Source organism: Micromonospora sp. LH3U1, from assembly GCF_028475105.1.
Taxonomy (GTDB): Bacteria; Actinomycetota; Actinomycetes; order Mycobacteriales; family Micromonosporaceae; genus Micromonospora.
In genome coordinates this window covers 77,916-103,698 of the sequence record NZ_CP116936.1, presented here as the reverse complement: position 1 = coordinate 103,698, position 25,783 = coordinate 77,916, and the positions used below count along the sequence as shown (strand labels likewise).

Here is a 25,783-nt window from a genome sequence, read left to right as displayed (position 1 = left end):
CCTCCGACGATCGACGCATGAGTGACGAAATCCTCGACGAGGCGTACGAACGACTGCACCGCACCGGCCCCGAATACGAGGGCTGGCTCTCCAACCACGGGCCGATGGCCGTCGAGGCGCTGGCCCGACACGGGCACCAGCAGCGGGTGCACCGCTGGCTCGACGACTACGTCGGCCGGCTCGACGAGCTGCCCCGAGGGCTGCACCCGATCGACGACTGGCGGGGAGCGCTCGGCGATCCGAAGCGGGCCGGTGACTGGCTGGCGTACTTCGACCGGCAACTGCGCGAACGCCCGTGGCGCGACGTGCTCGGCACCTGGTGGCCCCGACTGCTGCCCGGCATCGCCGCCGGCGCCACCCACGGTGTGATCCGGGTCGGGCACGCCGTACGCGCGCTCGGCTCGGACGAGGTGAACCCACAGCGGCTCACCGAGTTGGGCCAGGCCCTCGGCTACTGGGCGGCCCGCTGGCAGCCGGTCCCCGGCGCCGCCCGGCTGCTCGACGGCGTCACCGTCGGCGAGTCGGACGGGCCGAACAACGACGGGATCGACGTGGACGCCGCGCTGGCCGGGCTGCCCCGGATCGACGACCAGACCGGGGGCGTTCGGGATCGGCTGGGCCAACTGCCGGGCGTACCCCGATGGGAGCCGGCGCTCGCGGCGCTGCGCCCCGCGCGCAGCCCGGCCGAGGCGAAGCGCGGGCTCACCACGTTGGTGCACCGGGCCGGGCTGGACTACCTGCGCTTCGGGCACGCGGCGCCGGTCATGCTGGTGCACGCGGTGACCGCGCCGACCGCGGTGCTGCGTACCCTGCCGGCACTGGACCGGGGTCTGTGGGCACCGAGCCTCGCCGCGGCCTGGTCCGCGACGGCGGCCATGACCACGGTGTACGCCCCAGCCGACGGCATCGCGCCGCCGACCGTGACCGCCGCGACCCCGGCGGAGGCCTTCGCCCGCGCGGCCCGGCACGGCGACGAGCACGTGGTCAAACTCGCCGACGCGGTGCTCGACGCGCACGCCGCCAGTGGCGACGACCGACTGCTCGCCGCCGCCGGCTATGCCGGCCAGTTGATCTGAGCAGAGCCCGGCGAATTGCGGCAGCGGTGCGGGCCGCGCTGGCCTAGCCTCGGCAGGATGTGGCCTCGGATCGGTGACCTGCGCGCCCTCGCCCTCGGGACCCCCGGCGAGCTACGGGCAACCCTCAACACCCTGGTGCTGGCCGGCGTGAAGACCGCGACGGCCGGCCGGCTCGCCGAGTACGCGGAGGAGGGCGAGGAGTTGGAGCACGTCGGCGAACGGCTCGCCCTGGTCGACGACGACGATGCGCTGGCCGGCGTCGTGGAGATCACCGGAGTCGAGGTGGTCCGCTTCGCCGACGTGCCATGGGACTTCGCCCGCGCCGAAGGTGAGGGTGACCGCTCGATCGAGGAGTGGCGGGCCGGGCACTCGGCCTACTGGGCGCGGCTCGGCACCCCGGTCGACGGCGACACCCCGATCGTCTGCCTCCGCCTGCGGCTGGTCTCCGGCGGCGAGGGCGGTGTGGCCAGCGGCGACCTCGGCACCTGATCCGGTTGCCATCCGCGGGACGATCGGATCAGCCGCGAAGCTCCGGCAGCAGTCGGGTCGCCACGTCCACCAGGATGGCCTCGTCACCGGCGTACCAACTGTTGGCGCGCGGCCAGTGCGTCACCACGTCGGTGAAGCCGAGGTCGGCGGCCCGACCGACCTGATCGGCGAAGAACTGCGCGCTGCTGAGCGAGAAGACCGGCGCCGAGTCCAGTAGGAGATAACGGTCCAGGGTGGCCGGATCGCGGCCGGCCTCGTCGAGCGTCCGGTCCATCCGCACGGACAGCGCGGACACGCTGTCCCACCAACTCTGCAGGTCGTTGTCGTCGCCAGTGCCGGTGGTCACCCACCCCTGCCCGAAGCGGGCCACCAGTCGCATCGACCGTGGCCCGTTGGCGGCCACCACGAACGGCACCCGGGGCTGCTGCACGCAGCCAGGGTTGTTGCGGGCGTCCACCGCGGCGAACCAGTCACCACGCCAGGTGGTGCCGTCCTCCCGCAGGATCAGATCCAGCAGCTCGGTGAACTCGGCGAACCGGTCGACCCGCTGACGCGGCGGCAGCGTCTCACCGCCCAGCACGGCCGAGTCGAAGCCGATGCCGCCCGCACCCAGGCCGAGCAGCAACCGGCCGTCGGAGACGTCATCCACCGTGGTGATCTGCCGGGCGAACGCGGCCGGGTGCCGGAAGTTCGGCGACGCGACGAGGGTGCCCAGCCGGACCCGGGAGGTCACCGTGGCGGCGGCGGTCAACGTGGCCATCGAGTCGAACCACGGGCCGTCGACCAGGTCCCGCCATCCCAGGTGGTCGTACGTCCAGGCGTGGTCGAAGCCCCACTCGTCGACCTGCCGCCAGCGATGCTGCGCCTCGGCCCAACGCTGGTCCGGCAGGATCACGATGCCAATCCGCATGATCGCCAGCCTAGCCGGGGACGACGGCGGGGCCGGGTTCTCGCTACCGTTCCGCTGTGGACCTCATGGCGGCCTGCCGGAGGGCGACCTGCGGCTTGCCCGCCGGCCACCCCCCGACCCGAGCGACTACGGCTTACGGCACCTGCAGGCAGGGCACGCCACCATTTGAACGCTGGTGATAGATCGCCGAACGGGTATACGGGCCATACACTCCGTCGGCGGGAATGGATTCCGCGGCCTGAACGGCTCGTAGTGCCTTTTCGGTAGTTGGACCAAAGTTGCTGTCGGCGGTGAGCGGATAGACGCCCTTGCTACGGAGAGTCCATTCGTAGCAGACGTTCATTGTGACCTGCAGCTGAAAGACGGCAGAGTTCACATTTCCCCGGCGCAGCGAGCAATTGACGTTGCTTCCGTACGCAGGGACGTCGGCCCCGTTGTAGGAAATCCACTTGTTGCAGGTCGAGGTTGCCATGGTTCCTACTTCACCCACCGGAGCAGCCATTACAGGCGTCGTGGTGGCTGCGGCAGCGATGGTCGCCAGCGCAAAAATTGTCAGGATGCGACGCAGCAACATATTTCCTCCTGTGCCGCGGCATTCGGCTAGCCCCGTGCAACGCCTGAATGCCCTCGGCTTGCACCGACGATACTGCACCCAGCCAGACAGATCAATGTCTTTGGTTTAGGAAAACTGCCCGGCCCGCCCATAAATCGCGCCCTTGCGGAGCGAAGGGTCGATCGCCGAGACGGCAGGCTAAATCCCTCAAATCGCCAATCATGCCCGCGACTCCACCCACCGCTGGGCCGTCAGGATCACGGTCCTTCGCCCCAAGCCCTCGGCGCAGATCCACACGGTGGTGCGCGGCGAGGCATCCACCACTGCAACGCCAACGCGGTGCACCTCACCGCCGCCACGGCTACGCACCGTCCGGCACCTCGTGGGCCAGGCGTCCCGCCGATGAGGTCAGCGTCCGGACAGCTTCGCCACCTGACCTTGCTACCGTTCCGCTGTGGACATACGGGCACGGCGGGTCGACACGGTGCGAGCGTTCGGCACCGTGTCGCTGGTGGCTGGCTTCATGACCACACTGCTCACCATGGCGTCCGGTTACAGCGGGCTCAAGCCGCACATCCTTGCCGCCTTCCTCATCCTGACCGGCATCGGTCTGCGGATCGAGGCGGCAATCGTCGACCGTAAGTCGTAGATCCACCCCGCCTGCCGGCCCGTACCCTCCGGGAATGTCCGCCGAACCAACCCCTGCCCGCATACCCCTGGATCGTCGGATGCGCGCGGTCCTCACGGCGGCGATGGTGCTCGCGGTGGTCGTCCCGTCCTTCGTCCTTCGCGAGTTGATCGAGTCCCGGTTCGGTCCCGGGCCGATGGCCGACGTCAGCGCGGTCGCGGTGCCCATGGCGGCAACCGCCTGGCTCGCGCCGTACGCCTCCTACCGGCGACGCGATGCCCTGTTCTGGCTGATCGGCCCGGGCATCTACATCCTGGCGGTGATCGCCTGGCGGATGGCCATCGCGCCCTACCGCGACTGGAGGCCCCGCCCGGATGAGGTGCCCCGCATGCGCTGGTCACGCGATCCCGAGCACGCCGGAACGTGGGGCCTGACCGAGACAACCGGTGATACACGTCACACACCCCTCGGGTAGGGAGATCCCCGCTGGCTCCGACCCCTCGGTGAGCGGCACCCATACGGGGCGTCGCCCGGTGAGAGGAACCAGACGAGATGACGAAGGTGACCGCGCAGCTGTCGGTGTCGGTGGACGGCTTCTACGCCGGCCCCCAATTTGCTGGCGACGGCAACTGGATGGACTCGGCCGAGAGCGCGGCTTTCTTCCGGGTCACCCGCTGGGCGACCGAGGCGATGGCCTGGCGCGAGCGGCAGGGTTTCGCCGGCGGCGAGCCGGACACCAACTCGGACGTGATCGCCGAGACGTTCGAGGCAGCCGGCGCTTACGTGATGGGGCGCCGGATGGCCGACGGGGGTGAGGTGCCCTGGGGTGCGGAGCCACCGTTCCGCGCGCCGGTCTTCGTCGTCACGCACCGGCCCCGCCAGACCCTGCCGCGCGAAGGTGGCACCAGCTTCACCTACGTCACCGATGGCGTGGCCAGCGCCGTCGAGCAGGCACGGGCCGTGGCCGGCGGCAAGAACGTCGCCGTGGCGGGAGGCGGCAGCCTGGTACGGCAAGTCCTCAAGGCGGGCCTGCTCGACGAGCTGGAGCTGCACGTCGTACCGGTGGTCGTCGGCACCGGTCTGCGTCTGTTCGACGCGGACCTCGACCTCGCCGACAAGGAGGCGATCGAGCTGACGCCGACCCGCGTCATCCACACCCCACAGGTAACCCACATCCGGTACGCGGTGCGTGGTCACGCCCCGCTCGTGCTCGACGACCGGGGCAGCGGCGGAGGCCCGACGGTGACCAGGAACTGAATCACCCGACGGGAAACGGCCATGCGAGCGCTTGTGGGACAGCCACACCGATCTCCTCGACCGCTTCCACCTCGAGTCGGTGCCCAGCGCCAGCGGAGTCACCCATCTCCTCTTCTGGAGACGATGACGTCCGCCGACGGCCGACGCATCCGGAGATCTTGGACAGTTTCCGTTACGCCTGAACGAAAACTGTCCAAGATCTCTGACTTTTGACGGCATCCGCCGGTCCGAAGTCCGTGTTGCCCGCCCTCACGGTCAGGCCGAGCCTTCGACTCATCCGCAGGCATGTCATCAGCCCGCCAAAGTCACGAGCAGCGTCGTTACGGCTGCCACCAGTCCAGCGAGAGCGGCAACGAGTCCAGTGATGTCGCCGATCCACTCTCGCGGTGACCGCCGCCGGCCCGCACCATCAGCGTTGTCCTGCCGTTCCGACACTGCCGTCTCCCATCGCCCTGCATCAGTGGGAAACGCAGCATGCCGCTCTGTTCTCGGGCTCGCACAGCCCTGTGGAAGACCTGCCGGTTGTCCACAGACACGCAGAGTATCGACCCAGCTCAGGAGCATCGCGCTGGGAGTTCGATGGTTCCGAGGCCGGCCGGGGCGAGCATCTCGATCGGCCGTGAATGTCGCACTACGGGAACGCCTAGGGCAGGCGTGACAGCACCAGCAGGTGGTTGCCATCAGGGTCCGTGACCCGGGCAGACCGCTCGCCCCATGGCTGGTCGATTGGCTCCTCGGTGACCGTCGCACCACCCGAACGCAGGGCGTTCACGGCGGTGTCGCAGTCATCGGCGTAGACACACAGCTCCCAGCGATGCGCATGCGCCGGCGTGCCGGCCTCCGGGTCGGCGGCCAAGCCCAGCTCGCTGTTGCCCAAGCGGAGCGCGACGAACTCCGGCTCGCCGTCGTCCGGAAACCGGTAGATCAACTCGAAGCCGACGACATCCCGATAGAACGCGATCAGCCGCGGCAGGTCGGGTGTCGTCACGATGGGGAACGCCTCGGTGAACATGGCACCACCTTTAGACCGGACACCAACGGGAGTGACCGCTGGCCGCGGGAATTCCGTTGAGCTTGGCACCCCCTCCAGGTAGAGACAATGAAATGCGACCGGAGCCTGGGCAGGTGCTGCACTTCTCGGAGGATCCAACGATCACCCGGTTCGTCCCACATGTCGCCGCAACCGCTCAACAACCGGACGCCTACGTGTGGGCCGTCGACTACGACCGGGCTCCCGATTACTGGTTCCCGCGCCAGTGCCCGCGGGCGATGGCCTGGGTGCTACCGACCACCTCTCAGCTCGATCGTGATCGAGTCGTCGGAGCGGGCTGCGGCGAGCGAGTCCATGCGATCGAGTACGGCTGGCTGGAAGCGATGCAGAGGGCCCGATTGTTCGCGTACCGGCTACCAGCCGATCGTTTTCAACCCTTCGGCGCGCCCGAAGCACACGCGTTCGTGGCGGTCGAGCCCGTCAAACCCCTCGGCCCTGCCGAGCCAGTGGGTGATCTGCTGCGGTGCCACGCCGAGGCGGGTATCCAGCTTCGCGTGCTGGACAACCTCTGGCCCTTCTGGGACGTCGTGATCAACAGCTCGGTCGGCTTCAGCGGCATCCGGCTGGGCAATGCGAGGCCTCGCCCGTAATCTGCCCAGGAAAACGAAGGCCCTGGCTGGACTGTCGTCCTGGCCAGGGCCTTTCGCGTGGAGCGGGTGACGGGAATCGAACCCGCACTGTCAGCTTGGGAAGCTGATGTTCTGCCATTGAACTACACCCGCAAGCGGCACCACTGTACCCGAGTCGCCGAGCCCGTGCACCCAGGCACCCCGCCCGTAGCTTGTCCGCGTGCCGCTCCGCCCGGGTGGACACGGGTTGATCCACTCGGGTTCCTGGAAGTCGGGGCATCCGAGCTGCCGGGACCCCGCGATATCACCGAAACCGAGTTGATCATCTAGGCAGCGGCGTCGTTGGGCCGCGGTCAGGCGGCCGTGTACTGGATGTCACGGCTGAGAATGGTCGGGCGCGCCTGCGGTACGGCGAGCGGCGCGGCCGCCGCCGACGGGGCGTGCGGGTCGAGCCAGACCCGCACGGCCGGCCGGCCCGGCGTGAGACCCGGAATGCCTGCGATGGGCTGCTCGCGGCGGGTCAGCATCGCCACGTCGACGGTGAACTCGAACAGCCGCCAGTCGGCCTGCGGCTCCGCACGGGCGCCCTCGGCCAACCGGGCGACCCGCGCCGGATCGGTCACCGGACGGGCGCGTCCCGCCACGTACGCCTCGTCGTCGCTCTCCTCGGGAGGGAACGAGTGCAGCGCGTAACGGCCGTCCCGTTCGAGGTCACGGCGCTTCGGGGAGTCGATGATGAAGCAGAACAGACCCTCGTCGGTGATGACCGGGGAGACCGGATGGACCCGGGGCCCGCCATCGGCGCGGACCGTGGCCAGGTAGCCGAAGCCCGGCCCGTACTGCTGGAGGAGAACGCGGATCCCGTCGGCGAGTCGGGGCTCGTCGGCGGCGAATTCGGACCAGGAAGCCATGCGGGCATTCTATCGAACAAATGTACGAGCGGCGACCTCGACGCGCTGGTCACCGGCCACCGAATCCTACGGCTTTGGGTGCCGCCGCTATGGTGGTCCGATGCTGCTCTCCGACCGCGACCTGGTCTCCGAGATCAAGGCCGGCACGCTGGGCCTGGAGCCGTTCGAGCCCACCCTGGTCCAACCGTCCAGCATCGACGTGCGACTCGACCGGCTGTTCCGGGTGTTCAACAACCACCTCTACACACACATCGACCCGGCCATGCAGCAGGACGACCTGACCTCGGTGGTCGAGGTGCCCGACGGTGAGCCGTTCGTGCTGCACCCGGGGGAGTTCGTGCTCGCCTCGACGCTGGAGGTCATCTCGCTGGGCGACCAGCTCGCCGGCCGGCTCGAAGGGAAGAGCTCACTGGGCCGGCTCGGTCTGCTCACGCACTCCACCGCCGGCTTCATCGACCCGGGCTTCTCCGGTCACGTCACGCTGGAGCTCTCGAACGTGGCGAACCTGCCGATCACCCTCTGGCCCGGCATGAAGATCGGGCAGCTCTGCATCTTCCGGCTCTCCTCGCCGGCCGAGCACCCGTACGGCTCGGTGGTCTACGGATCGCGCTACCAGGGCCAGCGAGGGCCGACGCCGAGCCGCGCCTGGCAGCACTGGCGCACCTGGCCCACCCGCTGAGCGGTACGACAGACAGACGACGAGGGCCCGCCGCGAGGAATCGCGACGGGCCCTTCGGTCACCCTTGATCAGCCTGGGCGGCCGTAGCTGTGGATCGGGCCGTCGTCGACCTTCTTCATCTTGACCGGTTGACCGGCCTGCGAGGCGTGCACCACCCAGCCATTGCCGACGTACATGCCGACGTGGTGGATGTCGCTGTAGTAGAAGACCAGGTCGCCGGGGCGCAGGTCGGCCTTGCTGACGTTCTTGGTGACGCGGCTCTGCGCGGCGGCGTTGTGCGGCAGAGACACACCGGCCTTCGCCCAGGCGGCCAGCATCAGCCCGGAGCAGTCGTACGAGTTCGGGCCCTCGGCACCCCAGACGTAGGGCTTGCCGATCTGCGCGCAGGCGAACTTGACCGCCGTGCCCGCAGCGCCACCGGGATAGCTGCCGGGGCAGGGAGCCGGGCGCAGCGAACCGCCGCCACCGTTGCCGTACACCTTGATGCGCAGCTTCTGCAGCCGGTCGATTTCCTCGTTGATCTGCTTCTTCTTTGCCGCCAACTGGGCCTCGGTGAGGGTCAGCTGGGCCACCATCTCGTCCAGCGGCGCCTTCTGCTTGGCCAGCTCATCGCGGAGGTCGGCCACCTGCCGTACGTCCTGCTGCTGGTTGTGCGCGAACCGGTCGAGCATCTCGAGCTGGCTAACCGCCTCGCTGGGTGACCGGCTGCCCAGCACCGCGTTGACGGTCAAAACGTTCTCGCCCTTGTACGCGCGCACGGCCAGCGCGCTGACCTTGTTCATCGCGGCGTCGACCTGACGCTCCAGCGGGCCGATGCGTGCGGCCAGCGCGTCCGCCTGCTTGCGCTTGGCGGCGAGGTCGGCGCGGGTGGCGTTGTGCCGTTCGATGACTGGTTCGAGCTTGTTCCAGTCGGCGTCGATCTGGCGCTCGATCTCGGCGACGGACGGGTCGGCGTGGGCCGCCGTGGCGCTGCCCGTCAGGACGACGGCGACGCCGGCCAGCGCGGCGACAGCGGTGGTGAAGCGGGACCAGCGTGAGCGCGGCGTGATCGACGTCGGGCCGGCTGCTGCCGGCCGCTCGTACGACGGCCGCGGGGCATGGAGTGCCACCGGGTTCCGTACTCCTTCTTCCTGACCGCCTACCGGGTTAGCTGACGGGTTCGGGCGGGAAGTCGGCGCCCTACCGCAGTGGCTGCGGATTCACCCCGAGGGACCTGGGTCCCCGGTTCGCTCGGAAACGACTCGGCGGTGTCGGTCCGTTACCGCCCGGGCTGGGCGGAACTGATATCGGGCCGACGAATGACCAGAGTAGAGACGCCTGTTACCGATCCGCAACCCGTGCGGCCGTGACACTCCGTACCGATCAGGGAGCGTCACAGGCTGTACGCGAAGATTTCTTTCGTAACGCGTCGAGACATGGAAAGCTATTGACGCAGACTCCCGGGCGGCGCGAAGGTGACCTCACCTTCATCCGTGAAATTTAGGGGGTTCGATGCACCGTCCAACCCTGTCCCTCCGGCGGCGTGCACTGCTCACCGCCGCCGTGGTCGCCGCAGCGACCGCGGTACCGCTACCCGCCGGCGCTGCCGCCGCCGCACCCACCGCCGACCGCCAGCAGCAGTACGCCGCGGCGGCAGCGGAGTACGGCGTGCCGACCGGTGTGCTGCTCGGCGTCTCCTACCTGGAGTCCCGCTGGGACAGCAACGCCGGCACACCGAGCACCAGCGGCGGCTACGGCCCGATGCACCTGACCGACGCCCGCCACGTGGTCGCCCTGCCTGAGCGCGGCCACCACGACACCGCCGCCGAGGACCCGCGTGGCGACGACTCCCGACCCGCCCTGGCGCCCGCGCCTCGGCAGGCCGAAGACCCCGCGCCGCCCACCGCCGCGTTGCAAACCGTGGACGCCGCCGCCGCGCTGACCGGCGCGGCACCCGAGGCGCTGCGCACCGACGCGTACGTCAACATCCGGGGCGGGGCGGCGCTGCTCGCCGCGTACCAGCGGGAGTTGGGCGCTCCGGTTGGCGCCGGCACCGACCCGGCCGCCTGGTATGGCGCGGTGGCCCACTACGCCGGCGCGGACAGCGCCGATGCCGCAGCGGCCTTCGCCGACGAGGTCTTCACCACGATCAGCGCCGGCGAGTCCCGGGTGACCGACGACGGCCAGCGGATCACGCTGCCGGCCCGCGCGGTACAGCCGGAGCGTTCCTGGCTGGACCGGCTGGGCCTGCGCCGTCTGGCCCGCCCGGACGGACTGGAGTGCCCTCGCACCATCTCCTGTGAGTGGATCCCCGCCCCCTACGAGGCGTTCGGCGACGGGGACTACGGCAACCACGACCTCTCCGACCGGCCCGCGCGGCAGAAGATCGAGTACATCGTCATCCACGACACCGAGGCGAGTTGGGCGACCACCCTGAAACTCGTCCAGGACCCGACCTACGTGAGCTGGCACTACTCGCTGCGCTCGGTGGACGGGCACATCGCCCAGCACGTGAAGACCAAGGACGTCGGCTGGCACGCCGGAAACTGGTACGTCAACGCCAAGTCGATCGGGCTGGAACACGAGGGCTTCGCCGCGCAGGGCACCTGGTACACCGAGGCGATGTACCGGACCTCGGCGAAGCTGGTCCGGCACCTCGCGCTGCGGCTGGGCATCCCGCTGGACCGCCAACACATCATCGGCCACGACAACGTGCCCGGCACCGTCGCATCGACCGTACGGGGAATGCACTGGGACCCGGGACCGTACTGGGACTGGACGCACTACTTCGACCTGCTGCACGCGCCGCGACTGGACACCGGCACCCCGGCCACCGGGCTGGTCCGGATCGACCCGGACTACGCCACCAACCAGCCGGCGTTCATCGGATGCGTCACCCCTGCCGTGCCGTGCACGCCGCGCGGATCCTCGTCGGTGGTGCTGCACTCCGCACCGTCCGCGGACGCGCCACTGGTGAACGACATCGCGCTCCGCCCCGACGGCACCCCGAACACCATGGAGGTGTCGGATCACGGCGCCCGGGCCTCCGCCGGCCAGACGTACGCGCTGGCCGGCCGGCAGGGTGACTGGACGTCCATCTGGTACCTGGGGCAACAGGCGTGGTTCCACAACCCGGCGTCCGCGCCGACCGCCAGTTGGACCGTCGGCGTGGTGGCCACCCCGAAGCCCGGACGGGCCACGATCCCGGTGTACGGGCGGGCGTACCCGGAGCAGGCGGCCTACCCGGCCGGGGTGCCCTACCAGGCGATCTCGCCCCTGCAGTACACCCTGGCCGCCGGGCAGCGGTACAGCGTCGGCGCGGTGCTGGCCGGTGAGTACTACCGGGCCAGCACGTTCGACGGCTCCTCACCCGGCGACTGGACGGTGATCCGCGGCAAGAACCGGTACGCGCAGATCCAGTTCGGCCACCGCATCATGTACGTCGACCTGGCCGACGTGCAGTTACTGCCGTCCCCGGTGGGCGCGCCCCGCTGAGAGACCACGAAGGCCCCCGGTCGGATGACCGGGGGCCTTCGTCGTGCCTGTGGGGATCAGCCAGGTCTGCGGAAACCGGCGATCGGCATGGTGTTGATGCTGGACACCTGCACCGGTTTGCCAGCCCGGGGGGCGTGCACCATCTGGTTGTTGCCCAGATACAGCCCGACATGACTCAGGCCGGAGAAGAAGAAGACCAGGTCACCGGGGCGGGCGTCGGCTCGTGAGACGGCCTTGCCCTCGTTCCACTGGTCACCGGTGTGGTGGGTGAGGCTGATGCCGGCCGCCTTGTAGGCGTACTGGGTCAACCCCGAGCAGTCGAACGAGTTCGGGCCGGTGGCACCCCAGACGTACGGCTTTCCGACCTTCCCGCAGGCGGTCCTGATCGCGGTACGGGCGGCCGCGCTCACCACCCCGTTGATGGTCGGGCAGGCCGCGGTCACGACCGTGGTCTTGGGCATCGACGCCTCGAGCTGCTTGATCTCGACGTCGATCTGCTTCTTCTTGGCCGCCAGCTCGTTCTGCTGCTTGGTCTGGGTGACGATCAGCGCGTCCAGCTTCTGCTTCTCGCCGTCGTACTTGTCCCGTACGGCCAGGACGCCCGCGACCTCCTTGCGCTCCTGCGCGGCCAGGCGGTCGAGGAGGGTGAGCTGCTCGGTGAGCGTGTCCGGCTTGGCGCTGACGAGCAGTGCGCCGATGTCGTGCGACGGACCCGAGATGTAGTAGCGGGAGGCGAGGTCGCCGACCCGGTTGAGCGCCAGCTCGCTCTGCAGCGCCAGCGGCTCGATCTTCTTCTGCAGGTCCGTCGACTTCTTCCGGTTGACCTTCAACTGCGCCCGGACCTTGTTGTACTGCTCGATGGTGGGCTCCAACTGCTCCCACTTCTTGTCGATCTGCGCCTCGATCTCGTCGACCGTGGGTTCGGCGTGTGCCGGCGCGGCCAGCAGACCGGCACCGACCGTCGCGGCGGCGACCAGGACGAGTAGACGATGGGCGACGCGGCGCAGCCCACCCGACCGAGCAGACGAGTTCAGGTCGTGACGATGAGGGGGCATGATTGCCACCGGCACCGACTCCTTTGCAACCGACCGCCGGGCGCCTCGCGTGAGGGAAGGGCCGAGGCAGACGACCCACAGCGGTCGGTGCCTCACATTAGGGAAGGTCGGGGCGGTAATCAAGGTGAGCAGAACAACCATCACTGTCGTGCAACTGCTTGCACACCAAGGGTATTGGTCCATCACCCAACGATTGCGGTCAATACGTCATCGAGTGTGACCACACCGAGAGGGCGCCGGCCGTCGCTGACCAGCACCATGTGCCGCCGTTCGCGGCGCATGGCCAGCAGCAGATCGGCGAGCGTACGCTCCGGCGGCACCACCGCCAGCGGCCGGTAGACCCGGGCCGGCACCGGCGCGCGGCGACCCTGTCCGGCGTACCCGAGAACGTCCTTGACGTGCACGAACCCGAGCACCCGACGAGTCGACCGCTGCACCACCGGAAACCGGGACCGGCCGGTGCGGGTCGCCAACACCTCCAGCGACGCCGGCGAGACGTCCTCGGCCACCGTCACCACCGTCGACCACGGTTGCAGCGCGTCCGCCGCCGTGCGGGTGTGCAGGGCCAGGGCACCGGTGATCCGAACGTGCTGCTCCTCGTCGAGCAGACCCTCGGTACGCGCCTGGGAGACAAGCCCGGCCAACTCCTCGGCGGTGAACACCGTCTTCACCGACTCGGACGCCTCGATCCGCCACAACGCGAGCACCCGGCGGGCTGCCCACTTCATCGCGATGAGCAGTGGCTTGGTGGCCACACAGAACGCCAGCATCGCCGGGCCGAGCCAGAGTGCGGAGACCTCCGGACCGGCCAGCGTGATGTTCTTCGGCACCATCTCGCCGACGACCGTGTGCAGAAAGACCACCACGCCCAGTGCCAGCACGAACGCCACCGGGTGCACCGCCCGCTCGGGCAGGCCGGCCGCGTGGAACGGCGGCTCCAGCAGATGGGCCAGCGCCGGCTCGGCAATCGCGCCTAGACCCAGCGAACAGACCGTGATGCCGAGCTGCGCGCCAGCGATCATCAACGGGATCTGGTTCATCGCCGACAACGCCCACCGGGCACGCTTCGATCCGGCGGCCAGCGGCTCGATCACCGTCCGGCGCGACGCGATGAGCGCGAACTCGCTGCCCACGAAGAACCCGTTGCCGAGCAGCAGCAGCACGGTCACCAGCAGCTCAGTCATCGTGGTCCGGCTCCGCCGGGCGCAACACCCGGACCTGCTCGATCCGGTGCCGCTCCACCTCCACCACGGTGAACTCCCAGCCGCCCGCCTCGACTGTCTCGCCGGCCAGCGGGATGTGCCCGAGCCGGGCCATCAGGAACCCGGCCAACGTCTCGTACGGCCCCTCAGGCAGCCGGAAACCGGTCTGCTCGGCCAACTCGTCGGAGCGCAGCACCCCGTCGACCAGCACGGTGCGCTCGCCGCCGGGCACGGTCAGCTCGGCCGGACCGGCGTCGTCCACGCTCGCCGGGTCGAACTCGTCGGCGATCTCCCCGACCAACTCCTCGACGAGGTCCTCGATCGTCACGACCCCGTCCGTGCCGCCGTACTCGTCGACCACGATGGCCAGGTCCGCGCCAGCCGCCTTCAACGCGGCCAGCACGCCGTCCAGGTTCAAGCTCTCCGGCACGTACACCGGTTCGCGGGCCACCGAGCCGACCATTGTGGACGCCCGGTCGGCCAGCGGCACGCCCAGCGCGTCGGGCACACCGGCCACGCCGGTCACCAGGTCCAGGGTCTCCTCGTACACCGGAAAGCGGGTCCGCCCGGTCTGCCGGGACGCCTCGAGCAGCTCGGCCACGGTGGCCGTGACGCGCAGCGCGACCACGTCCACCCGGGGGGTCATCGCCTCAGCGGCTCGCTTGTCGCCGAACCGGATGGTGCGGCGCAGCAGCATCGCGGTGTCCGTCGGCAACGCGCCGGCCCGGGCCGAGATGGCCGCCAGTAGGCCCAGCTCCTCCGGGGAGCGGGCACTGGCCAGTTCCTCCTGCGGCTCCACGCCGAGCGCCCGGACCAGCCGGTTCGCCGAGCCGTTCAAGCCCCGGATCACCCAGCCGAACGTCCGGGAGAAGGTGTGCATCGGGCCGGCCGTGGCGAGCGCCGCCGGCATGGGCCGGGCCAACGCCGCGTTCTTCGGCACCAACTCACCGAAGAGCATGGAGATCAGTGTGGCCAGGGCCAACGCGAGGAACGGGGTGAACCGCTCGGTGCTGTCCCCGACCATCGGGCGCAGCAGCGGGGCGAAGATCCGGGCCAGGGCCGGCTCGGCCAGGTAGCCGGTGAGCAGCGCGGTGATGGTGATGCCGAGCTGCGCCCCGGAGAGCTGGAAGGAGAGTTCGCGCAGCGCTGTGCGTACCGTCAGGGCGGCCTGGTCGCCCGCGGCGGCCCGCCGGTCGATCTCCGCGCGGTCGACCGTGACCAGGGCGAACTCGGCCGCGACGAAGAACGCGTTGCCCGCGGTCAGCGCAACGAAGCCGACCAGGGGCAACAACGTCGTCAAGAGTAGGCCGTCGATGTCGCCTCACCTCGGCGAGATTCTTGCACGACGGCGGCGGCCCTTGGGGGCCGCCGCCGTCGATGTTCAGATCCCAGGTGTACGCGGCTCAGCCGCCGATCGGCGCGGTCTCCTTGCCGGCCTGCGGCTGCTCCGGCTTGACCGAGCGGAGCAGCACCGTGGCCACGTCGATGACCTCGACCTGCTCCCCGGCCCCCTTGCCGTTGACCCCGTCGCTGAGCATCGTCGAGCAGAACGGGCAACCGACGGCGACCGTCTTCGCCCCGGTGGCCATGGCCTCCTCGACCCGGTCCACGTTGATCCGCTTGCCGATCTTCTCTTCCATCCACATCCGGGCACCGCCGGCGCCACAGCAGAAGGAGCGCTCGCTGTTACGTGGCATCTCGGTGAGCTCGCCCTCGATGGCGTCACCAAGGACCTCACGGGGAGCCGCGAAGACCCGGTTGTGCCGACCCAGGTAGCAGGGGTCGTGGTAGGTGACGCCACCGTCGACCGGCTGCACCGGGGTGAGCTTGCCGGTGGCGACCAGGTGGGCCAGCAGCTGGGTGTGGTGGACGACCTCGAAATCGCCGCCGAGTTCGCCGTACTCGTTGCCCAGGGTGTTGAAGCAGTGCGGGCAGGTCGCGACGATCTTGCGCTTGGCCTTGTCCCGGCCCTCGAACGCCTCGTTCAGCGTCTCCACGTTCTGCTGGGCGAGCATCTGGAAGACGAACTCGTTGCCGATCCGCCGCGCCGGGTCGCCGGAGCAGGTCTCGCCCTCGCCCAGGATCGCGAACTTCACGCCCGCCTCGTTGAGCAGCGTGGCCACCGCGCGGGTGGTCTTCTTGGCCCGGTCCTCGAACGCACCGGCGCAGCCGACCCAGAACAGGTACTCGAAGTCGTCCACCTCGCCGACCCGGGGCACCTCGAAGTCCAGGCCCTTGGTCCAGTCTTCGCGGGTGTTCGGCGGGGCACCCCACGGGTTGCCCTTGTTCTCCAGGTTGCGCAGCATCACGCCGGCCTCGGAGGGGAAGCTCGACTCGATCAGCACCTGGTAGCGGCGCATGTCGACGATGTGGTCCACGTGCTCGATGTCCACCGGGCACTGCTCGACACAGGCGCCGCAGGTGGTGCAGGACCAGAGCACGTCGGGGTCGATGACACCGCCCTCCTCGGCGGTGCCGATCAACGGCTTGTCGGCCTCGGCCAGGGCCAGGACGTCCAGGTGGGCGAGCTGAGCCTGGGTGGCCTTCTCCTCGCCGGTCAGGTCCTTGCCGCCGCCGGCCAGCAGGTAGGGCGCCTTGGCGTACGCGTGGTCCCGCAGGCTCAGCACGAGCAGCTTGGGCGACAACGGCTTGCCGGTGTTCCAGGCGGGGCACTGCGACTGGCAGCGACCGCACTCGGTGCAGGTGCTGAAATCCAGGAGGCCCTTCCAGCTGAACTGCTCGACGTGGGCGACGCCGAACTGGTCCTTCTCCGGGTCGGCCTCCTCGAAGTCGAGCGGCTTGCCCTGACTCGTCATCGGGCGCAGCGCGCCGAGGCCGGAGCCGGCGGGCCGGGCCGGCTCGCGCTTGAAGAAGATGTTGGGGAACGCCAGGAAGCGGTGCCAGGCGACGCCCATGGTGACGTTCAGGGAGATGACGATCAGCCAGGTCATCGAGATGACGATCTTGATGGCCGCGGCGACGCTGACCCCGTCCTCCCAGGCCGGCAGCACCGCACCGACGGCGTGACTGACCGGAGTGGCCCAGAACGGGAACTCGAAGTGGTCGGTGGCGACCTTGAAGCCCCGGATCACGAACCCGAAGATCAGGACCAGCAGCACGATCCACTCGACGAAGTAGCCCTGCCACATGGTCGAGCCGGTGAACCGGGACCGCCCACCCGGCCGGGACGGCCGGTTGCGGAGCCGGATCGCCATCAGCACCAGGATTCCCACCAGACCCAGCACCCCGATGATCTCGGTAACCAGGCCGAAGATCGTCCAGTGCCCGATGATCGGCAGGCCACCGCCCGTGGTGACCACCTCGAAGTACGCCTCGAGCACCAGCAGCGACAGCACGACGAAGCCGACCATCACGAACCAGTGCGCGGCACCCACCACGCCCCACTTGAGCATCCGGGTGTGGCCGGCAGTCTCCACCAGCATGGTCCTGGCGCGAGTGACCTTGTCGGCGAACCGCTCCGGCGCGGGCTGCCCGAGCCGGATGACTGCCACCATCTTCAGGACCGCACGCACCGCAAGCCACACCGCCACAGCGGTGATGGCGGCCGCGAGGATCGTGGTGACGATCTGGACGCTGCCCATCGAGTTGGCCTCCCCGGTCTGCTGCCTGATGACCTCGCCCTGCTCGGTCATGCAGTGCAGCCTACGCGAAGGTTACCCAGCAGTAACGTGAGTCATCTCGCAGTAGGCCACGCTGCCTGCGGACACCATAGGGTGCCCCGCCCGATCCTGCCGGGCAGGGGCTCGGTGAGGTGACGCGGAACCGCCGATGCGACGGCCGAGCAGGCTCAGCGCCAGCGGGAGAGCAACGCCAGCGAAGCGACCATCGCTCCGAAGCCGACCGCGAGGTTCCAGTAACCCCACGCCATGACCGGGTACTGCTGCTCGGACAGGTAGTAGAGCACCAGCCAGCCGATCCCAGCGACGATCAAGGCGACCGCGGTGATCGGCAACCACACCGGGCTAGGCTTGCGCGTCGACGACGCCGTCGTCGGACGGACATCCGTCGGCGGGGTGTACACCTTCTTCTTACGAACCTGAGACTTGGGCACGACGCTCTCCAGAGGGGTGACGACCTCGTCCGGCCTGACAACCGGGCGCGGAGACGACGGTCCATGGCCAATAATGCTCGACAGCTAGCGTAGTCCCGATTGCCCGCCCGGACCACGAATGGGGTCAGGCCGGTGCACGGAGTGACCGAAATAGGTGGGACTGTTCGCATCACCGGCCCGGCCGGGGCGGAACGATCCCCGATACGCGGAAGGAACGCTCGGTGGAGTACACATCCGGCGCAACCTCCTGGCAGAAGGTCCTCCGACGGGCCGCCGCCGGGCTGCTGCCCCGGCGACCGCGTCAACGCCGACCGGGCTGGTCGATCGGGGTGCCCCTGATCGCCGCCGCGGCGGGACTGCTCTTCACCACCACCGCGACCACCGCCGACGGCACCGCTCTGCGCGAGGACCGGCGGCCCCAGCTCAACCAGCTCATCGAGGACCGTCGCGAGCAGGTGGCGGCGAGCGAACGACGTGCCGCCACACTGCGCGGTGAGGTCGAGGACCGGACCAACACGCTGGCCGACTCGGACGCCCCGATCAAGGATCAGCAGAATCGCGCCCAGGGCAGCCTCCAGACCGCCGGGTTCACTGCGCTCACCGGCCCCGGGGTCACGGTCGAGCTGAACGACGCGCCACAACTCGACCAGACCCAGTCGGACGCCAGCAACGACGACCTGGTGGTGCATCAGGGTGACGTGCAGGCCGTGGTCAATGCCCTCTGGGCCGGCGGAGCGGAGGCCATGTCAATCATGAACGTCCGTGTGCTCGCGACCAGCGCGGTACGCTGCGTCGGTAACACCCTGCTGCTCCATGGCCGGGTGTACTCCCCACCGTTCAAGATCGTAGCGATCGGCGATCCCGCTGCCCTCCAGCAGGCCCTCGCCAGCTCTGAGGGAGTCCAGTGGTTCAAGGACGCGGTCGACGACTACCAGCTCGGCTACAAGGAGACGACCTCTACGGTGCGAGTCCCAGCATTCGAGGACTCGACCGCCCTGCGCTCGGCTACGGTGCCTGAATGAGCGGGCCGGACGAGCATCGCGACGGGCGACACCGGGATCAGACCGACGAGCCCACCGCCTTCCTGCCCAAGGTCGACCGCCCCGAGCCGACACCCGCGCGACCGACCCAAGCCGGCAACTGGCCCGAGCCGGTGCTGCCCGCCCGGCCTGGTGTGTCGCGCCCGCCGGCGGCGACCCCGGGCCCTCCCCGCGCGGCCGAGCCTCCGCACACCGCTGGTCCTCTCCGCGGCCCTGGTCCTCTCCGCACCCCTGAGCCGCTTCAGAACGACCGGGCGACCGTGCCGCCGCCGGGCCGCACCGAGCACCCTGCGCGGCCCGAACACCCGGCGCGGCCGAGCGCCGGCCGACCCGACCCGACCCACACCTCGGGCCCTCCGAGTGTCGAAGCCCCGCCGCCCTGGCCCGGCACTGCCGCTCCCGGCCAGGGCCCGGCCGGAAGGTCCGGCCCTCCCCTGCGGCCGCCCACGGCCGGCCGACCGCGAACAACCAGGGTCCGGTTCGGCCCGCTGCCCCCGGCAACGCCCCGACCCGGCCCCCGCGCCCAGTGCGTCGTCCACCCGACCGGCCGCGCCTGGGGCCGCGCCCACCCCACCGCCGGCACCCGGCGCGCCGGGTGCCACCCCAACCCGCCCGGGCACGCCCGGTGGGGCACCGACCGGCCTGGGCACGCCCGGCGGGATGCCGAGCCGCCCCGCCGCGCCAGGTGAGATGCCGACCCGGCCGGGCATGCCAGGTGAGATGCCGACCCGGCCCACGACCTCCGGGACGCCCAGTCGGCCGGTCCCGTCCGGGCCCTCGACTCCGCCGGTGGTCGACTCGCCGACCGCGTTCATACCCCAGCTCGCCGCCAGGCCTCCGCGCCCGGCCGGATCCCCAGCCGCCCCGGTCTCACCGGCCGCCCCCGACCGCGCCGCGCCGGCCGGGCAGGACCGTTCCTCTCTGGCCGGGCCGGGCCGTGTCTCTCCCGCTGGAGCGGATCGCTCCGCCGACCCTGCGGCGACCGCGTTGATTCCCGCCGTGCCCGCGACACCCGCCAGCAGGCCGCCAACTGCGGACATGACAGCGCTGATGGGTGCCGTCCCCCGCACGGCGGTCCCCGACGAGCCGACCGGTGGCGGCGACAACCCCACCGAACCTCCCCAACCTCGCCGGGGCGAGCGGGTGGTCCAACTCCGGCCGCACCAGACCGGCGAGGGCTACAAGAGCGTCTACTCCGAGCTCACCCGCCCGTCGCTCGGCTCGCGACTGCGCACCGGCGTTCGCATCACCGGCGAGGTTCTGATCACTTTCGGCCTGGTGGTCTTGCTCTTCGCCGGCTACGAGGTCTGGGGCAAGTCGGCCATCGTCGACGCCCACCAGAACGACCTCACCAACGAGTTGGCTCGGGAGTGGGGTCCGGCCGACGACCCGACGGTCGCCCCATCGGCCGGGCCGAGCGTCAAGCCGTCCCCACCGGTACACGGCAAGCCGCTCGCGGGCCTCTACATCCCCAAGCTCGACAAGAACTGGGTCGTGGTCGAGGGCGTCACCCAGGCCGACATCCGCTACGCCCCGGGCCACTACCCGACCAGCGCGCTGCCCGGCCAGGTGGGCAACTTCTCCGTCGCCGGCCACCGCAACCGGGCCACCTTCTGGCGGCTGGACGAGCTCAGCGAGGGCGACGCGATCGTGGTCGAAAGCAAGACCGACTGGTACGTCTACCTGGTGTCGCAGTCACGGATCGTCAAGCCGACCCAGGTCGAAGTGGTGGCGCCGGTGCCCGGCGAGCCGGACAAGAAGCCGTCCAAGCGGATGCTCACCCTGACCACGTGCAACCCGAAGTTCGACAACTACCAGCGCCTGATCATTCACGCCGAACTGGACCGCACCCAACCCAAGTCGGCAGGCCGTCCAGCGGAGCTGGGAGGCTGACCTGATGTACGCGTTCATCTGGCGCAAGCTGCCGTTCGGCCTGGCCGGAAAGCTGGCCGGCTCGATGCTGCTCGTGGTCGCCACGGTGGCCCTGCTCTGGTATGTCGCCTTTCCGTGGGCGGAACCTCTTCTGCCCTTCGACGACGTGCAGGTCGAGTCCGGCGTCCCCGCAGAATCGGGCAACGGCGGCCCGGTGACCGAGGAAACCCCGGCCGGCGAAGAGCACGAACTGCCGTACGACACCGACCAGAACAACCCCGCGCCGCCCTCCCCGAGCAGGTGACCATGCGCGTCCTGGTGATCGACAACTACGACTCGTTCGTCTTCAACCTCGTGCAATATCTCGGCCAGCTCGGCGTCGACTGCGAAGTCCGCCGCAACGACGAGATCGACGTCGCCGAGGTGGGCAAGGTGGGCGCCGCCGGCATCCTGCTCTCACCCGGGCCGGGCAGTCCCGACCGTGCCGGCATCTGCCTGGACGTCATCCGAAAGTACGCGGGCGAGCTGCCAATCTTCGGTGTCTGCCTCGGCCACCAGGCGATCGGCGAGGCGTTCGGGGCGACCGTGACGCGCGCCCCCGAGCTGCTGCACGGCAAGACCTCCGAGGTACGGCACCACTCGGTCGGCGTACTCGCCGGCCTGCCCGACCCGTTCACCGCCACCCGCTACCACTCACTCGCCGTGCTGCCCGAGACGCTCCCCGACGAGCTGGAGGTCACCGGCTGGACCGGCTCCGGCGTGGTGATGGCGATGCGGCACCGGACGCTGCCCATCGAGGGTGTTCAGTTCCACCCGGAGTCGGTGCTCACCGAGGGCGGCCACCTGATGTTGGCCAACTGGCTGGCCAGTTGCGGTCACCAGGAGGCGCTGGAACGCGCACCCGCGCTTGCCGCCGAGGTCGACGCCCGCCGCCGGGCCGCCTTCGCCACCACCTGAGGCCCCGCAACTCGGTCACCGGGTCCGGGAATCCGTGCCGACTGGGTCAGCCCCGCAGTGCGTTCTGGATCGCCGGATCCGCGGGCGAGCGGACCGCTGACGCGCGGTTCCGGACCGCGTCCCACGCCGCCTTGCCACTGGCGAAGTAGTCCCGGACCGACTTCTCGGCGAGCAGGACGGGTCCGCAACCGTCGCAGCGGGCGGTCACCCCGTCGACGTCGAGGCCGAGATGCCGGCAGAGCGTCACCGCCCGGGACAGGTGATAGGACTGGGTCACGATCAGGGCTCGCTCGACGCCGTACACCTCGCGTGCTCGCGCGCAGCTGTCGTAGGTGTCCAGGCCGAACGGGTCGGCCACCACGCGACGCGGATCGACACCGAGCTCGGAAAGGTACGACGTCATCACCGCCGGCTCGTCACCCGACGTGCCACCACCGTCGCCCGACACGAGGACGACCCTGGCCCGCCCGCTGGTCACCAACTCGGCGGCGGTCTCCAAGCGGCCGGCCAGCCGGTTTCCTGGCCGCTGCCGATCGGCCTGCACGGCGGTGCCGAGGACGATCACCACGTCGGCGGTCGGCGCATCGGCCTCGGAGTACACGTGGCCGCGTGCGGTGAGCGTCGTCCACAGCCACGGAAGACTGACGAGCAGCAGCACGACGATGCCCAGGGCGGCCACGCGTCGGAGGCGTCGAGACCATCGCCGCCCCGGCCCGGCAGGAGGCACCTGCATGTCGGTCATACCGTTGCCTGCGGTGCGGGCCTAATCCTGGGGCAGCCGGGTCGGCGGGGGCGGGAACGGCAGACCGACGCCGCCCCCGCTGCCGGGGGTGGTTGGCGTGGTCGTCGGCGTGACCGTCGGCGTCACCGTGGGCGTCGGGTCGGTCTCCGGCTCGGGCTGACTCACCTTGATGATCACCTTCGTGCCGCTCGGCTTCTTCTCCTTGCCGTTCGGGCTCTGATCGGTGACCTTCCCCGCCTCGGCGGCAGGCACCTCCGGCCCGTTCTGCACGGCAACCGTGAAGTCGGCGTTCCGGAGGACGCGGGTGGCCTCTTCCTGGCTCAGCCCGACGACGTCCGGCACCTCGCGGACCTTGCCGTTTGAGACCGTGAGCGTCACCTTCGTGCCCTCGGGGACGCGCTGCCCCTCCGGCGGGTTGACGCTGAGGACCTCGTCCTGGCTCGCCTCGCCATCCACCGTCTTGATGTCGTAGGTGAGCTTCGCCTCGGTGAGCCGGGCGATGGCGCTCTCCCGCTTGCTGCCCTTGAGCCCGGCGGGGACAGCAATCTCGGGCTTCCCGCCACAGACCTGAATGGTGACCGTGCTGTTCTGCTTCAGCTGGGTGGTCGGCGCCGGACTCTGGTTGACGACGTTGCCCGGCGTGCAGTCGCTTGCCAGCACCGGATCACCCACCTGCGGCGCGAGACCGGCGTTGCGGATCTCGGCGACCGCAACGTCCCTGCTCTTGCCGGTGAGGTTGGGCACCGTCTTCTGGGCCTTGCCCTGCTGCTGGCTCCAGAGCAGGGCGGCGACCAGGGCGATCACCGCCAGCACACCGACCGCGCTGAACATCGCGATCAGCAAGGAGGACGCCTTGCGTTGGCGCGGGTCGCCCACCCGGGCCGGGATCTGCCGGGTCTGCTGTCCACCGGCAGAAGCTGGGTAGCCGCCCCCGCCACCGGCCGGGGCCATCGCCACCGTCTCCGCCTCGCGCAGCACCGGAGTGGCCAACACGGGTCGGCCGGCGGCGGCGCGGAGCAGGTCGGCACGCATTTCGCCGGCGCTCTGGTAGCGGTTGAGCGGGTTCTTCGACAGTGCCTTCAACACGATCGCGTCGATAGCCGGGGTGACATCCGGGTTGATGTCGCTCGGCGTCGGCGGCGTCTCCCGTACGTGCTGGTAGGCGACGCTGACGGGGCTGTCTCCGACGAACGGCGGGTGCCCGCAGACCAGTTCGAAGAGCACGCAGCCGCCGGCGTACACATCGGAGCGCGCGTCGACGGCCTCGCCGCGCGCCTGCTCCGGGGACAGGTACTGTGCCGTGCCGATCACCGCGCTGGTCTGCGTCATGGTGGTCGCGCCGCTGGCCAGCGCGCGGGCGATGCCGAAGTCCATCACCTTGACCTGGCCGGTCTGGGTGAGCATCACGTTGCCGGGCTTGATGTCCCGGTGGATGATGCCGTGCCGGTGGCTGAACTCCAGTGCCGCGCACATGTCGGCGCAGATCTCCAGTGCCCGGCGCGGCTGCAGCCGACCCTCCGCGCCGAGGACCTCCTTCAAGGTCCGCCCGTTGACGAACTCCATCACGATGAACGGCAGCGTCTCGCCGGTCGGCGCGGTTTCCTCGCCGGTGTCGTAGACCGCAACGATCGCCGGGTGGTTGAGCGAGGCGGCGTTCTGCGCCTCCCGACGGAATCGCATCTGGAACGTCGCGTCTCGGGCCAGGTCGGTGCGGAGCATCTTGATCGCGACGTCCCGACCGAGCCGGAGATCGCGACCGCGGTGCACCTCGGCCATGCCGCCGTAGCCGAGCAGCTCGCCGACCTGGTACCTGCCACCGAGCAGGCGGGCCTGCGCTGTCATCGCGTCTGTCGTCCTTCGCTCGTCGTCGTCCCGCCGTCGCCCGGCTGGAGTCGTACCTCTCGACGGTACGACGTCCGGGTCGGATCGTCGCGCTCGTCGAGCCGTAGCGCGCCGGACGTCACGGTGCGCGCAGCAAGCCCGGTGGGTTCACCGGCCTGCGACTGCTTCCGCAGGTTGTAGGAAATCACGCCGGAGCAGAGCAGGACCAGCATGGCCAGCAGGATGGCGAGAAGCACCATTCCGGGTCGGGACCGGCGAGGCTCGGGTGACGGCGACGCCGGGCCGGCCTGCCGGGCGTACGCCGGCGGGTGTTCCTGCCTGGGCTGCGGCGCCGACGGCACCGCTGCGGCACCGCGCGGGTAGCCGGTCGGTGCGACCGGCTGCCGGCCGGGCTGGACGGCCGGCGCGACAGCGGTGGGGCGTGGCTGCTGGGCCGGTGCGATCGCGGTCGGCCTGGCGACCGGCGGGCGGGCGGGCTGCTGGCGCAGTTGGTGGGCCTGCGGCACCTGTGCCCGGCCGGGCGCGGCGGGCGAAGCTGGCGCCGCGGAGATAGGGCTGGAGTTGCCACCGGCCCTGGCCTGCTGGGAGAGCACGGCCTTGAGCTGACGGGCGACCCCGGCGAGGGCGGCCGCGCTGGGCCAGCGGGCGGCCGGGTCCTTGGCCAACGCACGCTCCACCAGCGCGCGCACCTGCGGGGGAATGTCGGCGGGCAGTGGCCGGGGTGTCTCCCGGACGTGTCGCATCGCGATGTCGAGGGGATTGTCGCCCTCGAACGGCCGCCGACCGGCCAGGCACTGGTAGGCGACCACACCGAGCGCATAGACGTCCGACGCCGGGGTGGCCACGCCGCCGGTGGCCTGCTCCGGCGAGATGTACGAGGCGGTGCCGAGCACCGAACCTGCGGCGGTGAGCTGGCCGACCATGTCGGAGCGGGCGATGCCGAAGTCGGTCAGCACCAGCGTGCCGTTCGGCCGGACCAGCAGGTTGCCCGGCTTCACGTCGCGGTGCACGATGCCCTTCTCGTGCGCGGCGTGCAACGCGTCCGCAGCCTGCGCGACAAGTGCCATCGTCCGGGCGGGGGTCAGCCGGCCGACCCGGCTCAGCGTGGACGACAGGGCGTCGCCCTCGACGTACTCCATGACCAGGAACGCGATCTGCTGGTCGTTGCCGAAGTCGTAGACGTCCACCACGCCAGGGTGGTTGATGGTGGCCATGGTGCGGGCCTCGCCGCGGAACCGCTCGCCGAAGTCCGGGTCGTCCAGCAGCGCGGGGAGCAGGCTCTTCACCGCGACCGTCCGGCCGAGCACCTGGTCGGTGCCGCGCCAGACGTCGCCCATGCCGCCGCTGGCGATCCGCTCGTCGAGGCGGTAGCGGTTGCCGAGCTGGACGCCGGGGCTGAGCATG

General features: G+C 70.2%; 24 protein-coding genes, 1 tRNA gene, 1 pseudogene and 1 riboswitch. Of the genes and pseudogenes, 12 read left to right on the top strand and 14 right to left on the bottom strand.

All coding sequences use genetic code 11. The annotated features are described in order from the left end of the window. Positions 1-17 precede the first annotated feature (17 nt). Positions 18-1,076 carry a questin oxidase family protein gene (locus PCA76_RS00500; RefSeq protein ID WP_272614504.1) on the top strand — a complete coding sequence of 353 codons (1,059 nt, stop codon included), beginning with the start codon at positions 18-20 and terminating at the stop codon, positions 1,074-1,076. Positions 1,077-1,133: 57 nt separating this feature from the next. Continuing rightward, positions 1,134-1,565, top strand: a complete 432-nt coding sequence (locus tag PCA76_RS00495) for an ASCH domain-containing protein (protein WP_272614502.1) — start codon at positions 1,134-1,136, stop codon at positions 1,563-1,565. Positions 1,566-1,593: 28 nt separating this feature from the next. On the opposite strand, the gene PCA76_RS00490 is transcribed toward PCA76_RS00495, so the two are convergent. Then, a complete protein-coding gene (locus tag PCA76_RS00490; protein ID WP_272614500.1) occupies positions 1,594-2,475 on the bottom strand; it encodes an LLM class flavin-dependent oxidoreductase in 882 nt (293 codons plus the stop codon). Between the two features lie 133 nt (positions 2,476-2,608). Then, positions 2,609-3,049 (bottom strand): peptidoglycan-binding domain-containing protein, encoded by a 441-nt coding sequence (locus PCA76_RS00485; RefSeq protein ID WP_272614498.1) that lies wholly within the window; start codon positions 3,047-3,049, stop codon positions 2,609-2,611. A gap of 433 nt (positions 3,050-3,482) precedes the next feature. Here PCA76_RS00485 and PCA76_RS00480 point away from each other — a divergent pair, with 433 nt between their 5' ends. The 3 genes from PCA76_RS00480 to PCA76_RS00470 all read left to right on the top strand — a co-directional run bounded on the left by PCA76_RS00480 (position 3,483) and on the right by PCA76_RS00470 (position 4,913). Continuing rightward, on the top strand, positions 3,483-3,677 hold the full coding sequence (locus tag PCA76_RS00480) for a hypothetical protein (protein ID WP_272614496.1): 195 nt from the start codon (positions 3,483-3,485) through the stop codon (positions 3,675-3,677). A 34-nt stretch (positions 3,678-3,711) separates the two neighbouring features. Beyond that, entirely contained in the window at positions 3,712-4,131 is a 420-nt protein-coding gene (locus PCA76_RS00475) for a hypothetical protein (protein WP_272614495.1), read from the top strand. Between the two features lie 77 nt (positions 4,132-4,208). After that, positions 4,209-4,913 carry a dihydrofolate reductase family protein gene (locus tag PCA76_RS00470; RefSeq protein WP_272614493.1) on the top strand — a complete coding sequence of 235 codons (705 nt, stop codon included), beginning with the start codon at positions 4,209-4,211 and terminating at the stop codon, positions 4,911-4,913. 643 nt (positions 4,914-5,556) lie between these two features. Here PCA76_RS00470 and PCA76_RS00465 read toward each other — a convergent pair. Next, a complete protein-coding gene (locus PCA76_RS00465; RefSeq protein WP_272614491.1) occupies positions 5,557-5,925 on the bottom strand; it encodes a VOC family protein in 369 nt (122 codons plus the stop codon). Positions 5,926-6,038: 113 nt separating this feature from the next. Here PCA76_RS00465 and PCA76_RS00460 point away from each other — a divergent pair, with 113 nt between their 5' ends. Next, complete coding sequence (locus tag PCA76_RS00460) at positions 6,039-6,554, top strand: DUF6886 family protein (RefSeq protein ID WP_272614490.1); 516 nt, start codon at positions 6,039-6,041, stop codon at positions 6,552-6,554. A gap of 58 nt (positions 6,555-6,612) precedes the next feature. Here the strand turns inward: PCA76_RS00460 and PCA76_RS00455 are convergent. Beyond that, a tRNA-Gly gene (locus PCA76_RS00455) sits at positions 6,613-6,686 on the bottom strand. A gap of 200 nt (positions 6,687-6,886) precedes the next feature. Continuing rightward, positions 6,887-7,444 carry a pyridoxamine 5'-phosphate oxidase family protein gene (locus PCA76_RS00450; RefSeq protein WP_272614488.1) on the bottom strand — a complete coding sequence of 186 codons (558 nt, stop codon included), beginning with the start codon at positions 7,442-7,444 and terminating at the stop codon, positions 6,887-6,889. Between the two features lie 100 nt (positions 7,445-7,544). Between PCA76_RS00450 and dcd the strand changes: the two genes are divergently transcribed. Continuing rightward, positions 7,545-8,123, top strand: a complete 579-nt coding sequence (gene dcd, locus PCA76_RS00445; RefSeq protein ID WP_089018323.1) for a dCTP deaminase — start codon at positions 7,545-7,547, stop codon at positions 8,121-8,123. Positions 8,124-8,191: 68 nt separating this feature from the next. Here dcd and PCA76_RS00440 read toward each other — a convergent pair whose 3' ends face one another. Next, entirely contained in the window at positions 8,192-9,232 is a 1,041-nt protein-coding gene (locus tag PCA76_RS00440; RefSeq protein ID WP_272614486.1) for a C40 family peptidase, read from the bottom strand. Between the two features lie 12 nt (positions 9,233-9,244). Continuing rightward, positions 9,245-9,380: riboswitch (cyclic di-AMP (ydaO/yuaA leader) on the bottom strand. 234 nt (positions 9,381-9,614) lie between these two features. Here PCA76_RS00440 and PCA76_RS00435 point away from each other — a divergent pair. Further along, positions 9,615-11,597: an N-acetylmuramoyl-L-alanine amidase gene (locus tag PCA76_RS00435; protein WP_272614484.1), complete on the top strand. Its 1,983-nt coding sequence runs from the start codon at positions 9,615-9,617 to the stop codon at positions 11,595-11,597. 56 nt (positions 11,598-11,653) lie between these two features. Here the strand turns inward: PCA76_RS00435 and PCA76_RS00430 are convergent, their stop codons facing one another. From PCA76_RS00430 to PCA76_RS00410, 5 genes are all read right to left on the bottom strand, one after another. Continuing rightward, positions 11,654-12,667: a C40 family peptidase gene (locus PCA76_RS00430; RefSeq protein WP_442930187.1), complete on the bottom strand. Its 1,014-nt coding sequence runs from the start codon at positions 12,665-12,667 to the stop codon at positions 11,654-11,656. A gap of 167 nt (positions 12,668-12,834) precedes the next feature. Then, positions 12,835-13,836: a hemolysin family protein gene (locus tag PCA76_RS00425; RefSeq protein WP_272614481.1), complete on the bottom strand. Its 1,002-nt coding sequence runs from the start codon at positions 13,834-13,836 to the stop codon at positions 12,835-12,837. Then, on the bottom strand, positions 13,829-15,154 hold the full coding sequence (locus PCA76_RS00420; protein WP_272614480.1) for a hemolysin family protein: 1,326 nt from the start codon (positions 15,152-15,154) through the stop codon (positions 13,829-13,831). The genes PCA76_RS00425 and PCA76_RS00420 overlap by 8 nt, the downstream gene beginning before the upstream one ends. 103 nt (positions 15,155-15,257) lie before the next feature. Then, positions 15,258-17,456, bottom strand: a complete 2,199-nt coding sequence (locus tag PCA76_RS00415; protein ID WP_272619813.1) for a (Fe-S)-binding protein — start codon at positions 17,454-17,456, stop codon at positions 15,258-15,260. A 206-nt stretch (positions 17,457-17,662) separates the two neighbouring features. Continuing rightward, a complete protein-coding gene (locus PCA76_RS00410) occupies positions 17,663-17,926 on the bottom strand; it encodes a cell division protein CrgA (protein ID WP_272614479.1) in 264 nt (87 codons plus the stop codon). 221 nt (positions 17,927-18,147) lie between these two features. Between PCA76_RS00410 and PCA76_RS00405 the strand changes: the two genes are divergently transcribed. From PCA76_RS00405 to PCA76_RS00390, 4 genes and pseudogenes are all read left to right on the top strand, one after another. After that, positions 18,148-18,948, top strand: a complete 801-nt coding sequence (locus tag PCA76_RS00405) for a DUF881 domain-containing protein (protein ID WP_272614478.1) — start codon at positions 18,148-18,150, stop codon at positions 18,946-18,948. A 783-nt stretch (positions 18,949-19,731) separates the two neighbouring features. Then, positions 19,732-20,859: pseudogene (locus PCA76_RS00400) on the top strand (class E sortase); the annotation flags it as partial. A gap of 4 nt (positions 20,860-20,863) precedes the next feature. After that, the gene (locus PCA76_RS00395) at positions 20,864-21,142 is read left to right on the top strand and encodes a hypothetical protein (protein ID WP_272614476.1); all 279 of its coding nucleotides are present in this window, start codon (positions 20,864-20,866) and stop codon (positions 21,140-21,142) included. A gap of 2 nt (positions 21,143-21,144) precedes the next feature. Continuing rightward, a complete protein-coding gene (locus tag PCA76_RS00390; RefSeq protein ID WP_272614475.1) occupies positions 21,145-21,795 on the top strand; it encodes an aminodeoxychorismate/anthranilate synthase component II in 651 nt (216 codons plus the stop codon). 46 nt (positions 21,796-21,841) lie between these two features. Here the strand turns inward: PCA76_RS00390 and PCA76_RS00385 are convergent, their stop codons facing one another. The 3 genes from PCA76_RS00385 to PCA76_RS00375 form a co-directional block, all read right to left on the bottom strand. Next, complete coding sequence (locus PCA76_RS00385) at positions 21,842-22,474, bottom strand: SanA/YdcF family protein (protein WP_272614473.1); 633 nt, start codon at positions 22,472-22,474, stop codon at positions 21,842-21,844. An 84-nt stretch (positions 22,475-22,558) separates the two neighbouring features. Next, on the bottom strand, positions 22,559-24,379 hold the full coding sequence (gene pknB, locus PCA76_RS00380) for a Stk1 family PASTA domain-containing Ser/Thr kinase (protein ID WP_272614471.1): 1,821 nt from the start codon (positions 24,377-24,379) through the stop codon (positions 22,559-22,561). Further along, positions 24,376-25,782, bottom strand: a complete 1,407-nt coding sequence (locus PCA76_RS00375; RefSeq protein ID WP_272614469.1) for a serine/threonine-protein kinase — start codon at positions 25,780-25,782, stop codon at positions 24,376-24,378. The genes pknB and PCA76_RS00375 overlap by 4 nt, the downstream gene beginning before the upstream one ends. Between the last annotated feature and the right edge of the window lies 1 nt (position 25,783).